Origin of the sequence: Burkholderia sp. Tr-862, from assembly GCF_011753085.1 — a bacterium.
Lineage (GTDB): Bacteria > Pseudomonadota > Gammaproteobacteria > Burkholderiales > Burkholderiaceae > Burkholderia > Burkholderia ambifaria.
Genome location: NZ_VWWG01000015.1, coordinates 1 through 13,395 on the forward strand (window position 1 = coordinate 1; position 13,395 = coordinate 13,395).

8 protein-coding genes and 1 riboswitch are annotated in these 13,395 nt (G+C 65.9%); of the genes, 2 read left to right on the forward strand and 6 right to left on the reverse strand.

The features are described from left to right. A partial coding sequence (locus F3J14_RS07335; protein ID WP_247682159.1) for an FAD-dependent oxidoreductase occupies positions 1-256 on the reverse strand: 256 nt, incomplete at its 3' end. 235 nt (positions 257-491) lie between these two features. Beyond that, positions 492-615: riboswitch (TPP riboswitch) on the reverse strand. Between the two features lie 270 nt (positions 616-885). Here F3J14_RS07335 and F3J14_RS07340 point away from each other — a divergent pair. Then, positions 886-2,655, forward strand: coding sequence for an ABC transporter ATP-binding protein/permease (locus F3J14_RS07340; protein ID WP_166722445.1), 1,770 nt, complete (start codon positions 886-888; stop codon positions 2,653-2,655). 65 nt (positions 2,656-2,720) lie between these two features. Here F3J14_RS07340 and thpR read toward each other — a convergent pair whose 3' ends face one another. The 5 genes from thpR to F3J14_RS07365 all read right to left on the reverse strand — a co-directional run bounded on the left by thpR (position 2,721) and on the right by F3J14_RS07365 (position 12,347). Continuing rightward, on the reverse strand, positions 2,721-3,269 hold the full coding sequence (gene thpR / locus F3J14_RS07345; RefSeq protein WP_166722446.1) for an RNA 2',3'-cyclic phosphodiesterase: 549 nt from the start codon (positions 3,267-3,269) through the stop codon (positions 2,721-2,723). Then, positions 3,266-4,780 (reverse strand): alanine/glycine:cation symporter family protein, encoded by a 1,515-nt coding sequence (locus tag F3J14_RS07350; RefSeq protein WP_166722447.1) that lies wholly within the window; start codon positions 4,778-4,780, stop codon positions 3,266-3,268. Before F3J14_RS07350 ends, thpR begins: the two co-directional genes overlap by 4 nt. Before the next feature lie 307 nt (positions 4,781-5,087). Further along, positions 5,088-6,554, reverse strand: a complete 1,467-nt coding sequence (locus F3J14_RS07355; RefSeq protein WP_166722448.1) for a glutamate synthase subunit beta — start codon at positions 6,552-6,554, stop codon at positions 5,088-5,090. A gap of 85 nt (positions 6,555-6,639) precedes the next feature. Further along, positions 6,640-11,343 (reverse strand): glutamate synthase-related protein, encoded by a 4,704-nt coding sequence (locus F3J14_RS07360; protein ID WP_166722449.1) that lies wholly within the window; start codon positions 11,341-11,343, stop codon positions 6,640-6,642. 290 nt (positions 11,344-11,633) lie between these two features. Beyond that, positions 11,634-12,347, reverse strand: a complete 714-nt coding sequence (locus F3J14_RS07365; RefSeq protein WP_006752972.1) for a transposase — start codon at positions 12,345-12,347, stop codon at positions 11,634-11,636. A 193-nt stretch (positions 12,348-12,540) separates the two neighbouring features. Here F3J14_RS07365 and F3J14_RS07370 point away from each other — a divergent pair, with 193 nt between their 5' ends. Continuing rightward, positions 12,541-13,272 (forward strand): OmpW family outer membrane protein, encoded by a 732-nt coding sequence (locus F3J14_RS07370; protein ID WP_166722450.1) that lies wholly within the window; start codon positions 12,541-12,543, stop codon positions 13,270-13,272. Positions 13,273-13,395: the final 123 nt, after the last annotated feature.

Genomic DNA, 13,395 nt, shown 5'->3' on the forward strand with positions numbered 1-13,395 from the left:
GAGGCGCACGCTCCGAGCGAGATCTACACGTGCGGGGCGCCTCGTCCCCTACACGCGCCTCTCCCGATCTCGCCGCCTCGGGGGGGGGCGCGGGCACCGCGGCCGCGATCCATGCGGCCGACTGCTCGCCGTCCGGGCCGCCGCGCTCGTACAGCGCGACGCGATGCCCGTCGCCCGCGAGCCGCCAGGCGATCAGACGGCCGACGAGGCCGCCGCCGAGCACCGCGAAATCCGGCCGGGAAACGTGGACGTTCATCGCGCGCCCTCCCCGCGAACCGCGCGGGCCCGTGCGACGGACGTCGACGCGCGCGCGCCGTCCCGTGCCAACGCATGCGACAGCGGATCGGGAACAGCGCAAAAGACTGAAGATTGAGCGGTCATCATTCCTTCCGTAACGCGCAAACGCGCGTACCCAAAAGGACGAAACCGGCAGCAAAGGCCGGCCGGGCGGGACTCGGGCGCTGACCATGTGGGATGGCGGCCAGCGCGGCCCGGCGGGATCAGAAACTTCCCTCGCCGGTATTACCCGGATCGGGTGCGAAGGGTCTTTCTCAGCCTCGCCGCGTCGCCCGGAATGACCCGTCGGCCGCGCTCGAAGCACCCCTGTTTCGTCGTCGGCCATTAGACCATAAAAGCGGAAAGCGCCGCAAACTGTCCCCCTTGCGGCAAATTCGCCGTCGCGCTGCGCCGCTCTGGCACAATGCCCGCAGGCCGGCCGCGCGAGCGGCCGGTTGCCGCGTCACCGCCGGCCCTTAAGCGCCGTTTAAGACGCGCGGGCGACCATCCGTGCGCCCGCCGTCAGTCGGCGCCGCGCCCCGGCATGCCTTATCGCGGCGCGCGCCCGGCTTCGCCCGGCCCGCGCGCCGGCTACTCATCAGGAAGCACATGACCCAATCGATCGATCCCGTCCGCTCCGCCTCCGACGCGCCGCAGGACGAGCGCCCGGTATCCGCATGGAGCCTCATCAAGCCCTACTGGGTGTCGTCCGAATGGAAAACCGCGTGGGGGCTGCTCGTCACGATCATCGTGATCAATCTCTGCGTCGTCTGGATCAACGTCAAGCTGAACAAGTGGAACGCGCAGTTCTACAACGCCCTGCAGTCGAAGGACGTCCACGACTTCCCGAACCTGCTGATGCAGTTCTCGGCACTCGCATTCGGCTTCATCATCCTCGCGGTGTACGGCCGCTACCTGCGGCAGATGCTCGGGTTCCGCTGGCGCCAGTGGCTCACCGACCGGTTTCTCGGCCAGTGGCTCGGTGATCGCGCGTTCTACCGGATCGAACGCGACCGCCTCGCCGACAACCCCGACCAGCGGATCACCGACGACCTCCAGTCGTTCGCGACGACGACGCTCGCGCTGTCGCTCGACCTTCTGTCGACGGTCGTCACGCTCGTGTCGTTCATTACGATCCTGTGGTCGCTCGCCGGCGCGCTGACGCTCTCGCTCGGCGCGACGCCGATCACGATCCCCGGCTACATGGTGTGGGCGGCCGCGCTGTACGCGGTGGTCGGCTCGCTGATCATCCAGAAGGTCGGCCACCCGCTCGTGTCGATCAACTACCAGCAGCAGCGCGTCGAGGCCGATTTCCGCTTCGGGCTGATCCGCGTGCGCGAGAACGCCGAGCAGATCGCCTTCTACGACGGCGAGAAAACCGAGACCCGCAACGCGCAGAGCCTGTTCATGCGCATTCGCGACAACTGGTGGCGCGTGATGAAGTACACGAAGCGCCTCACGTTCGTGCTGAGCTTCTACGGGCAGATCGCGATCATCTTCCCGCTTGTCGTCGCCGCGCCGCGCTATTTCGCGGGCGCGTTCTCGTTCGGCGTGCTGATGCAGATCTCGTCCGCGTTCGGCACCGTCAGCGATTCGTTCTCGTGGTTCATCAACAGTTACTCGACCCTCGTCGAATGGCGCGCAACCGTCAACCGTCTGCGTGAATTCAAGCGCGTGATGGGGACGTCGCACCTGAAGGAAAGCCTGTCGCCGGCAACCGAGCACGGCGGCATCAACCTGCACTACGTCGATGCCGCGAAGCTGTCGACGTCGTCGCTGAAGCTCGCGCTGCCGAACGGCACCGCGCTCGCGAACATCGGCAACCTGACGATCGAACCCGGCTCGCGCTGGCTCGTGATCGGCAAGTCGGGTTCCGGCAAGAGCACGTTCATGCGCGCGCTCGCGGGCCTGTGGCCGTTCGGCGACGGCGCGATCGACGCGCCGGTCGGCGCGCGGATGATGTTCGTGCCGCAGACGAGCTACTTGCCGATCGGCACGCTGAAGGCCGCGCTCACCTATCCGGCCGCGCCCGATGCGTTCACCGACGACGCGTGCCGCGACGCGCTGCGCGCGTGCCGCCTCGAAGACTACGTCGGGCGCCTCGACGAGACCGGCCACTGGACGCGCGTGCTGTCGCCCGGCGAACAGCAGCGTCTCGCCGGCGCGCGCGTGCTGTTGCACAAGCCGGACTTCCTGTTCCTCGACGAAGCGACGAGCGCGCTCGACGCGGACAACGAAGCGCGGCTCTATCACCTGTTCGCCGAACGGCTGCCGAAGGCGGCGATCGTCAGCATCGCCCACCGCGAGTCGCTGGCCGCGTTCCACGTCGGCATGATCAACGTCGAGCGCGTGACCGACAACGACAAGGTCGCCGCGTAACCGCAAAAGCAAGAGGCCGGCGCGCGCCGCGCCGGCCTTCTCTCGTTCGTCCTGCCCCCTTCCCGCTACGCCCGCCCGATCGGCACCGACACGATCGGCACATGCGACACACCGTCGTGCGACAGCCGGCTTTCGAACAGCGTCAGCGCGACGAAGCGCACCGCGACCGGCCGGCCGGTCGCGCCGCCGTGCGCGGGCTGTCCGTCAGCATCGCGCGGCAGCCGCGCGAGCGTCACATGCGGCCGGAACGGCCGGCGGTCGGCCGGCACGTCCAGGTCGCGCAACAGCGCGGACAAATCGGCATTCAGCGCCGTACAGGCGGGATCGGCGGCGAGTTCCGCGACGATCAGCCTCGCGCGCGGCAGGCTCGGCCACCACGCGATCCGCTCGACCCGCTGCAACGGCAGCGCATGCGCGCTTGCGAGCGCCGGCAGCCGTTCGGCCAGCGCGTCGCACCGTGCACGTTCGATCGCGCCGATGAACGCAAGCGTCACGTGCAGTTGCGCGGGCAGCGTGCGCCGTGCGCCGCGGGTGACCGGCAGCGCGTGCAGCGCGTCGCGCGATGCCGTATCGGGCATCAGCGCGACGAACGCACGGAGCCGGTCGCCGTTCATGACTCGCGCACCGCGACGCGGGCTTCGGCCACCGCGTCGTTCATAGCTTCGCCCCCCGCATCGGCCGAAGCCGGACGCAGCGGCAGCGGGCCGTGCTCGCCCCACACGTCGGCCGGCAGCACGCGTGCGAGCTCCGGAATCGTGTTGCGCGTGAACACCGGCTCGGCAATGCCCTGCGCGCGCTGGTGGCGATAGTCGCGCCACGCGGCATGCGCATACTTGCCGAGCACGAGAATCGCGACGAGGTTGATGATCGCCATCAGCCCCATGCTCGTATCGGCCATCGCCCACACCAGCGGCAGTTGCCCGACGCTGCCGAACATCACCATTCCCAGCACCGCGACGCGGAACACTGGCAGCACGCCGCGCCGCTTCGTGATGAACTCGACGTTGCCTTCCGCATAGGCGTAGTTGCCGATCACCGACGAGTACGCGAAAAAGAAGATCGCGACGGCCATGTAGATGCCGCCCCAACCGCCGACGTGGCTCGCGATCGCGCGCTGCGTGAGCGCCGCGCCTTCCATGCCGGTGCCGAGTTCGTACTGGCCCGACAGCAGGATCACGAACGCGGTCGCGCTGCAGATCACGATCGTGTCGACGAACACGCCGAGCATCTGGATCAGCCCCTGCACGACCGGATGCCGCACGCTCGCGGTCGCGGCCGCGTTCGGCGCGCTACCCATGCCAGCTTCGTTCGAGAACAGCCCGCGTTTCACGCCCATCGCGACTGCCTGGCTGACCGCATAGCCGGTCAGGCCGCCCGCCGCCTGCTCGAGCCCTAACGCACTCTTCACGATCAGCGCGATCACGCCCGGCACCAGCGCGGCGTGCGTCGCGACCGCGTAGACGGCCAGCGCGAGGTAGCCGATCGCCATCACGGGCACGATCACCTGCGCGACCGACGCGATGCGGCGAATGCCGCCGAAGATGAGCGGCGCGGTGAGCAACACGAGGCCGAGGCCGACCGTCTCGCGGCGCCAGCCGAACGACGTGTGAAATGCATCGGCGATCGCATTGGCCTGCACCGCGTTGAACACGAAGCCGAACGCGAGGATCAGCGACAGCGAGAACAGCACGCCGAAGCCGCGCGAGCGCAGGCCCGTCTGGATGTAGTACGCGGGGCCGCCGCGATAGCTGCCGTCCGGATGCGACACCTTGAAGATCTGCGCGAGCGTCGCTTCGACGAACGCGGACGACATGCCGACGAGCGCCGTCATCCACATCCAGAAGATCGCGCCCGGCCCGCCGACCGTCAGCGCGACCGCGACGCCGGCGATGTTGCCGGTGCCGACGCGGCTGGCGAGCCCGGTCGCGAACGCCTGGAACGACGAGATGCTGCCCGGCTCGCCCTTGCTGCCGACCAGCTTCATGCTGAGGAACAGCGCCTTCAGCTGGATCATCCGGAACCGCAGCGTGAACCACGCGCCCACGCCGAGCAGCAGCGCAATCAGCACGTAGTTCCACAACACACCGTTGACGGCATCGATCAGCCCTTGCACGAATGCTTCCATCCAGAATCCTTGTAAATGGGGTAAGTCATATTCGGCTGCCATGCGAACGCGGCCGGAGGGGGCGACATCATATGACAGTTCCCAAGGATTATTACAAAATGAAAGGAAGAAGAACCGCGGAAAATCAACGTCCGATGTGATCAGGTTAGGCGACGCTTCGGGGAGATGACGAGGGTTGGAGGCCGCCGCGAACTCGCGCGGCCGGCACCGGAGGCCGACGCCAGCGGCACCCGCGGGCGCCGACCATAAAAAAACCGGGCGCCCTTTCGGACGCCCGGTTGATACGACAGTGGCCCGCGAACCGCGCTTATCGCGGCAGGTTCGAGTGCCCCATCAGATACGCGTCGACCGAGCGCGCGCACTGGCGGCCTTCGCGGATCGCCCAGACGACGAGCGACTGACCGCGGCGCATGTCGCCTGCCGCGAACACCTTGTCGACCGACGTGTAGTACGAGCGATCGCCTTCGGTTGCCGCACGCGCGTTGCCGCGCGCATCCTTCGCGACGCCGAACGCCTCGAGCACGGTGGCTGCCGGCTGCGTGAAGCCCATCGCGAGCAGCACCAGGTCGGCCTTCATCTCGAACTCGGAGCCCGGCACTTCCTGCATCTTGCCGTCCTTCCACTCGACGCGCACCCCGATCAGCTTCTCGACCTTGCCGTTCTTGCCTTCGAGACGCTTCGTCGCGACCGCCCAGTCACGCTCGCAGCCTTCTTCGTGCGACGACGACGTGCGCAGCTTGATCGGCCAGTACGGCCACACGAGCGGCTTGTTTTCCTCTTCCGGCGGCTGCGGCAGCAGCTCGAACTGCGTGACCTGCTTCGCGCCGTGACGGTTCGACGTGCCGACGCAGTCCGAACCCGTATCGCCGCCGCCGATCACGATCACGTGCTTGCCCTTCGCGAGCAGCTGGTCGACGAGCTTGTCGCCCGCGTTCACGCGGTTCTGCTGCGGCAGGAAGTCCATCGCGAAATGAACGCCGGCGAGCTCGCGGCCCGGCACCGGCAGGTCGCGCGGCGTTTCCGAACCGCCCGCGATCACGACCGCGTCGAATTCTTCCTTCAGCTGCTCCGGCGAAATGGTTTCCTTCGCGAGGCTGCCGATCGACTCGGGCAGCGGATCCTTGCCGATGAACACGCTGGTGCGGAACGTCACGCCTTCCGCTTCCATCTGGCGCATGCGGCGATCGATCAGCCACTTCTCGAGCTTGAAGTCGGGGATCCCGTAACGCAGCAGGCCGCCGATGCGATCGTTCTTCTCGAACACCGTCACGTCGTGGCCCGCACGCGCGAGCTGCTGCGCGACGGCGAGGCCCGCGGGGCCCGAACCGACGACCGCGACCGTCTTGCCGGTCTTGTGCTCGGGCGGCAGCGGCTTCACCCAGCCTTCCGCCCAGGCCTTGTCGATGATCGCGTGCTCGATCGACTTGATGCCGACCGGATCGTCGTTGATCCCGAGCGTGCACGCTGCCTCGCACGGCGCCGGGCAGATGCGGCCCGTGAACTCGGGGAAGTTGTTGGTCGAATGCAGGACTTCGATCGCCTGCTGCCAGTCCTGGCGGTAAACGAGATCGTTGAAGTCCGGGATGATGTTGTTGACCGGGCAGCCGTTGTTGCAGAACGGGATGCCGCAATCCATGCAGCGCGCGCCCTGGACCTTCGCGTCCGCGTCGGTCAGTGCCGCGACGAATTCCTTGTAGTGCTTCACGCGCGTGAGCGGTGCTTCGTACGCCTCGTGGCGGCGTTCAAATTCCAGAAAACCGGTTGCCTTGCCCATAAGGTGCTCTTCTGTTCGGTGTATCGGGTGGGGGAGCCGCGCGCGGCAATCATGCGCGCGCGGCATTCGCTATGTCGTTCGTCGCTCAGGCGGCCAGCACTTCCTTCGCCGCCTTCTTCGCACCGATCTCGCCCAGCGCGCGCTTGTATTCGTGCGGGAACACCTTCACGAACTGGCGGCGCGCCGCGTCCCAGTTTTCCAGCAGCGACTTCGCGCGCGGCGAACCCGTGAACTGGAAATGACGCTCGACGAGCCCCTTGAGCAGCGCTTCGTCCGTCATGCCTGCATGCCAGAGCGCGCGGTCGACCGTACGCTCCTGCTCGGCCTGCTGCAGCACCGGATCGAGTGCGACCATCGACTTGTTGCACTTCGCCGCGAACGTGCCTTCCGGATCGTAGATGTACGCGAGACCGCCCGACATGCCGGCCGCGAAGTTGCGCCCGGTTTCGCCGAGCACGACGACCGTGCCGCCCGTCATGTATTCGCAACCGTGGTCGCCCGTGCCTTCGACGACCGCCGTCGCACCCGAGTTGCGCACGCAGAAACGCTCGCCCGCGACGCCGCGGAAGAACGCCTCGCCTTCGATCGCGCCGTACATCACCGTGTTGCCGCAGATGATGTTTTCCTCGGACTTGCCGCGGAAGTCGTTGGTCGGACGGATGATGATCCGGCCGCCCGACAGGCCCTTGCCGACGTAGTCGTTGCCGTCGCCGACGAGGTCAAGCGTCACGCCCTTCGCGAGGAACGCGCCGAAGCTCTGGCCGGCCGTGCCCTTGAGCTGGATGTGCACCGCGTCGTCGGCCAGGCCATCGTGGCCGTGCTTCTTCGCGATCACGCCCGACAGCATCGCGCCGACGGTACGGTTCACGTTGCGCACCGGCTGGATGAACGACACATGCTCGCCGTTCTCGATCGCGGCCTTCGCCTTCTCGATCAGCACGTGGTCGAGCGCGCGCTCGAGGCCGTGATCCTGCACGTCGACGTGACGCGGCGCGACGTCCTCGCACTCCTCCGGCTGGTAGAACACGCGCGAGAAGTCGAGGCCCTTCGCCTTCCAGTGCTCGATGCCCTTGCGCGTATCGAGCAGGTCGGCGCGGCCGATCAGGTCATCGAACTTCGCGACGCCGAGCTGGGCCATGATCTCGCGCACTTCTTCAGCGACGAAGAAGAAATAGTTCACGACGTGCTCGGGCTGGCCCTTGAACTTCGCACGCAGCACCGGATCCTGCGTCGCGACGCCGACCGGGCACGTGTTCAGGTGGCACTTGCGCATCATGATGCAGCCTTCGACGACGAGCGGTGCCGTCGCGAAGCCGAATTCGTCGGCGCCGAGCAGCGCGCCGATCACGACGTCGCGGCCCGTCTTCATCTGGCCGTCGGCCTGCACGCGGATCCGGCCGCGCAGGCGGTTCAGCACCAGCGTCTGCTGCGTTTCGGCCAGACCGAGTTCCCACGGCGTGCCCGCATGCTTGACCGACGACAGCGGCGATGCGCCCGTGCCGCCGTCGTGGCCCGCGATCACGACGTGATCGGCCTTCGCCTTCGCGACACCGGCCGCAACCGTGCCGACGCCGACTTCCGACACGAGCTTCACCGAGATGCTCGAGCTCGGGTTCACGTTCTTCAGGTCGTGGATCAGCTGTGCCAGATCCTCGATCGAGTAGATGTCGTGGTGCGGCGGCGGCGAGATCAGGCCGACGCCCGGCACCGAGTAGCGCAGCTTGCCGATGTATTCCGACACCTTGTGGCCCGGCAGCTGGCCGCCTTCGCCCGGCTTCGCACCCTGCGCCATCTTGATCTGGATCTGATCGGCCGACGCGAGGTACTCGGCGGTGACGCCGAAGCGGCCCGACGCGACCTGCTTGATCTTCGAGCGCAGCGAATCGCCATCCTTCAGCGGAATGTCGCTGACGATCTCGTCGCCGATCACCGACTTCAGCGTCTCGCCCGACTTGATCGGAATGCCGCGCAGCTCGTTGCGATAACGCTTCTCGTCCTCGCCGCCTTCGCCGGTGTTCGACTTGCCGCCGATCCGGTTCATCGCGATCGCGAGCGTCGCGTGCGCTTCGGTGCTGATCGAACCGAGCGACATCGCGCCCGTCGCAAAGCGCTTGACGATGTCCTTCGCCGGCTCGACGTCGTCGATCGGGATCGCCTTGGTCGGCTCGACCTTGAACTCGAACAGGCCGCGGAACGTCATGTGACGCTTGGTCTGGTCGTTGATCAGGTGCGCGTATTCCTTGTACGTCTGGTACGAGTTGCTGCGCGTCGCGTGCTGGAGCTTCGCGATCGAGTCCGGCGTCCACATGTGGTCTTCGCCGCGCACGCGGTACGCGTACTCGCCGCCCGCGTCGAGCATGTCGCGCAGGACCGGGTTGTCGCCGAACGCATCGCGATGCAGGCGGATCGCTTCTTCCGCGACTTCGAACAAGCCGATGCCGCCGACCTTCGAGGCCGTGCCCTTGAAGTACTTCTCGACGAGGTCGCTCGACAGGCCGAGCGCTTCGAAGATCTGCGCGCCCGTGTACGACATGTACGTCGAGATGCCCATCTTCGACATCACCTTCTGCAGACCCTTGCCGACCGCCTTCGTGAAGTTGTAGACGGCCTTCTCCGGCGACAGGTCGCCCGGCAGGCCTTCCGCCATCTTCGCGAGCGTTTCCATCGCGAGGTACGGGTGCACGGCTTCCGCGCCGTAGCCCGCGAGCAGCGCGAAATGGTGCGTCTCACGTGCCGAGCCCGTCTCGACGACGAGGCCCGTGCTCGTGCGCAGCCCTTGCTGGACGAGGTGCGTGTGGATCGCCGACGTGGCAAGCAGCGCCGGAATCGCGACGTGTTCGGCGTCCGTCTTGCGGTCCGACACGATCAGCATGTTGTAGCCCGACTTGACCGCGTCGACGGCTTCCGCGCACAGCGACGCGAGGCGTGCCTCGATGCCTTCCTTGCCCCATGCGACCGGGTAGCAGATATTCAGTTCGTATGCGCTGAACTTGCCGCCCGTGTACTGGTCGATCGCGCGGATCTTCGCGATGTCCTTGAAGTCGAGCACCGGCTGCGACACTTCGAGACGCATCGGCGGGTTGATGTTGTTCGTGTCGAGCAGGTTCGGCTTCGGGCCGATGAACGACACGAGCGACATGACCATGTTTTCGCGGATCGGGTCGATCGGCGGGTTCGTGACCTGCGCGAACAGCTGCTTGAAGTAGTGATAGAGCGTCTTGTTCTTGTTCGACATCACCGCGAGCGGCGAGTCGTTGCCCATCGAACCGACGGCCTCCTCACCCTGCTGCGCCATCGGCGCCATCAGGAACTTCAGGTCTTCCTGCGTATAGCCGAACGCCTGCTGGCGGTCGAGCAGCGCTGCGCCCTGCGTGCGGCCGGCCGCGACGTCCTCGGCCTTCGGCTCGATCTCGTCGAGCTTGATGCGCACGGCGTCGATCCAGCTCTTGTACGGCTTCGCGTTCGCGAGGTTGTCCTTGAGTTCCTTGTCGTCGATGATGCGGCCGTGTTCCATGTCGATCAGGAACATCTTGCCCGGCTGCAGGCGCCACTTCTTGACGATCTTCGATTCGGGGATCGGCAGCGTGCCGGCTTCCGACGCCATGATGACGAGGTCGTCGTCCGTGACGATGTAGCGCGCCGGGCGCAGGCCGTTACGGTCGAGCGTCGCGCCGATCTGGCGGCCGTCGGTGAACGCGATCGCGGCGGGGCCGTCCCACGGCTCCATCATCGCGGCGTGGTATTCGTAGAACGCGCGGCGGTTGTCGTCCATCAGCGTGTGCTGTTCCCACGCTTCCGGGATCATCATCATCACCGCGTGCACGAGCGGGTAGCCGGCCATCACCAGCAGTTCGAGACAGTTGTCGAACGACGCGGTGTCCGACTGGCCCGGGTAGATCAGCGGCCACAGCTTCGGCAGATCGTCGGCGAGCACGTGCGACGCGATCGCGCCGGTACGCGCGTTCAGCCAGTTCACGTTGCCCTTCACGGTGTTGATCTCGCCGTTGTGCGCGATCATCCGGTACGGGTGAGCGAGTTCCCATGCCGGGAACGTGTTGGTCGAGAAGCGCTGGTGCACGAGCGCGAGCGCCGACACGACGCGCGCGTCCTGCAGGTCGCGGTAATACACGCCGACCTGGCCTGCCAGCAGCAGCCCCTTGTAGACGACCGTGCGCGCCGACATCGACGGCACGAAGTATTCCTTGCCGTGCTTGAGCTTCAGCGCCTGGATGCGGTGGCTCGCGGTCTTGCGGATCACGTACAGCTTCCGCTCGAGCGCGTCCGTCACCATGATGTCCTTGCCGCGGCCGATGAAGATCTGGCGGATCAGCGGCTCGCTCGCCTTTACCGTCGGCGAGATCGGCATCGAATGGTCGACCGGCACGTCGCGCCAGCCGAGCACGACCTGCCCCTCTGCCCGCACCGTCCGCTCGAGCTCCTGCTCGCACGCGAGACGCGACGCGTTTTCCTTCGGCAGGAAGATCATCCCGACCCCATATTCGCCGGCCGGCGGCAGCGTCACGCCCTGCTTCGACATTTCCTCGCGATAGAACGCGTCCGGAATCTGGATCAGGATGCCGGCGCCGTCGCCCATCAGCGGATCGGCACCGACTGCGCCGCGGTGATCGAGGTTCTCGAGGATCTTCAGACCCTGCTGAATGATCTCGTGGCTCTTCTTGCCCTTGATGTGAGCGACGAAGCCGACGCCGCAGGCGTCGTGTTCGTTTTGCGGGTCGTACAGACCTTGTGCGGCGGGCACCGCGGCGAGCGGCTTCTGGTGGTCGTTCATGGGGACACCGTCGTAAAGGGGGCCTCGAGGGCCGTTGAACCATTTTTTTGTTGCCGTCGATCCCGCTCCCGACGGGAGACGGCACGGCCGACAGTGGTTGGGCGAGCTTCACCCGGGCCACCGGAATTCGGAATATACGCGACGAATCAAAGGAATAGCAACAAAAACCGTTTGATCGAACCCTAATTAAAGAGGTGCGCTGATCTGGTGCCAATTTATTGGGGTCGTATCGTTTTGGTGCAAAAAGAAGCGGCGCCCGCAGCGCCGCCTCGTGATCCGCCTCTCCCGCCTTACTGCTGGATGGGCGGCGTGTTTTCACGCACCTTTCTGGGGCGTCCGCGCGGCAGCGGCGACACGCGACGATTCGCGGTGCGGGCCGCCCACTCGCGGTAATTCTCGCCGCCGAGCACCCAACCCTTCAGCGTCGCTTGCTGGAGCTGATCGGCCTGCCGCTCGTCGAGCGGCTGTTCGCACAACTCCTTGTACGCACGCTGCCGGTCGAACGGCGTGTTGCCGAGCGCCCAGTAGAGCGGATGGTCGGTGATCAGGCTGTCGACGGTCAGTCCGACGTGGTGCCGGTAACTCGACCAGCGATAGGCGTCGGGCGTCGCGACCAGCTGCGCACGCACCGGGCTCATCTCGACCACCCGGCTCGCGAGCAGGAAATAGCGCTCGCCTTCGATCACGGTCGCCCGATAGCGGCCTTCCCACAGGGTGCCGCGACGTGAATAGCGGCGGTTGAAATGCGCGACGTAGCGGCGGCCGACCGCCTGCATCGCCTTCGGCAGGCTCGCCTCGTCGCTCGGCGTCACGAGGAGCTGCACCTGACGTGGGAGCAGCACATAGGCATGCACCGAAAGATGGTGATCGCGTGCCGCGGCCTTCAGACAATCGATGAAGAGTTCGTAGTCCTGGTCGTCGACGAACGCGGGTTGCTGATCCAGGCCGCGCAGTATCACGTGCTGCGGCTGGTCGGGAACGTAGAGTCGTGCTAACCGTGCCATGCTGAATGTCCGTTTGAACGCGTTAGGAAATACCCGAAGGTCCGAAATTGCGCACCTGCGTAGAATGCCTGTCCCTACGGGGCGCGGAAGCGTACGGTCGTGCGAATCCTAGGGAGAAAGCTCTAACTTGCGAGCTTGTTTGGTTTTAAACGCAGTCGTCATAATGAGCACGCCTTTGATCGGAGGAGACACAATGAAACGAAAACTGGCCATTACGGGGGCCGCAGCACTCGCATTCGCATTTGCGGGCGGCACGGCACACGCACAATCCGCAGGTGACTTCTACGTCAGCACCGGCTGGCTGCACCTCTCACCGCAGGACAGCAGCGACCCGCTGTTCGTCTACCGCGTCGGCGGGACGCCCATCAACCAATCGATTCCCAACACGGGCGCCGGCATCAACGACGCCGATACACTCGGGCTCGCCGCGGGCTACTTCGTTACCGACCACATCTCCACCGAGCTCGTGATGGGGGTACCGCCGAAGTTCGACATCACCGGCAAGGGTCGGTTCGAAAACTTCGGCGTACTCGGCCGTGCGTACCAGTGGAGCCCCGCCCTGTTGCTTCGCTACCACTTCAACGACGCCAACGCGAAGTTCCGTCCCTATCTCGGCGTCGGCGCGACGTATGTCTGGTTCACCGGCGCAAAGATCACGAACAGCAGCTTCGAGAACGGCGTACTCGGCGGCCCGACCAGCGCCACGACCAGCAACCAGTGGGCGCCCGTGCTCAACGCCGGCTTCACGTACAACTTCACGAAACACTGGTTCGGGGGCCTGTCGATCTCGTACATCCCGGTCAGCGTGACCGCCACCTTCACGACGGCCCGCCGCACGCCGGTCGGCACCCTGACCGAAACATCGAAAGCAAAGATCTCGCTGAACCCGATCGTCACGTACCTGAACGTCGGCTACCGCTTCTAAGCGTAGTCGAATATTTGGGGAATGGTTAATCCTGCTGCAATTTGTAGCGGATTTTTCCCCACGTAACGTCTCCACGATGCAAAACGCCCCGGCGGGAATCCCGTCGGGGCGTCGTTTTTTCGC

What these genes read in the sequence shown, in the direction of transcription:
- F3J14_RS07340 (WP_166722445.1), top strand. Translation starts at nt 886, where the DNA reads ATGACCCAATCGATCGATCCCGTCCGCTCCGCCTCCGACGCGCCGCAG.
- thpR (WP_166722446.1), bottom strand. Translation starts at nt 3,269, where the DNA reads ATGAACGGCGACCGGCTCCGTGCGTTCGTCGCGCTGATGCCCGATACG.
- F3J14_RS07350 (WP_166722447.1), bottom strand. Translation starts at nt 4,780, where the DNA reads ATGGAAGCATTCGTGCAAGGGCTGATCGATGCCGTCAACGGTGTGTTG.
- F3J14_RS07355 (WP_166722448.1), bottom strand. Translation starts at nt 6,554, where the DNA reads ATGGGCAAGGCAACCGGTTTTCTGGAATTTGAACGCCGCCACGAGGCG.
- F3J14_RS07360 (WP_166722449.1), bottom strand. Translation starts at nt 11,343, where the DNA reads ATGAACGACCACCAGAAGCCGCTCGCCGCGGTGCCCGCCGCACAAGGT.
- F3J14_RS07365 (WP_006752972.1), bottom strand. Translation starts at nt 12,347, where the DNA reads ATGGCACGGTTAGCACGACTCTACGTTCCCGACCAGCCGCAGCACGTG.
- F3J14_RS07370 (WP_166722450.1), top strand. Translation starts at nt 12,541, where the DNA reads ATGAAACGAAAACTGGCCATTACGGGGGCCGCAGCACTCGCATTCGCA.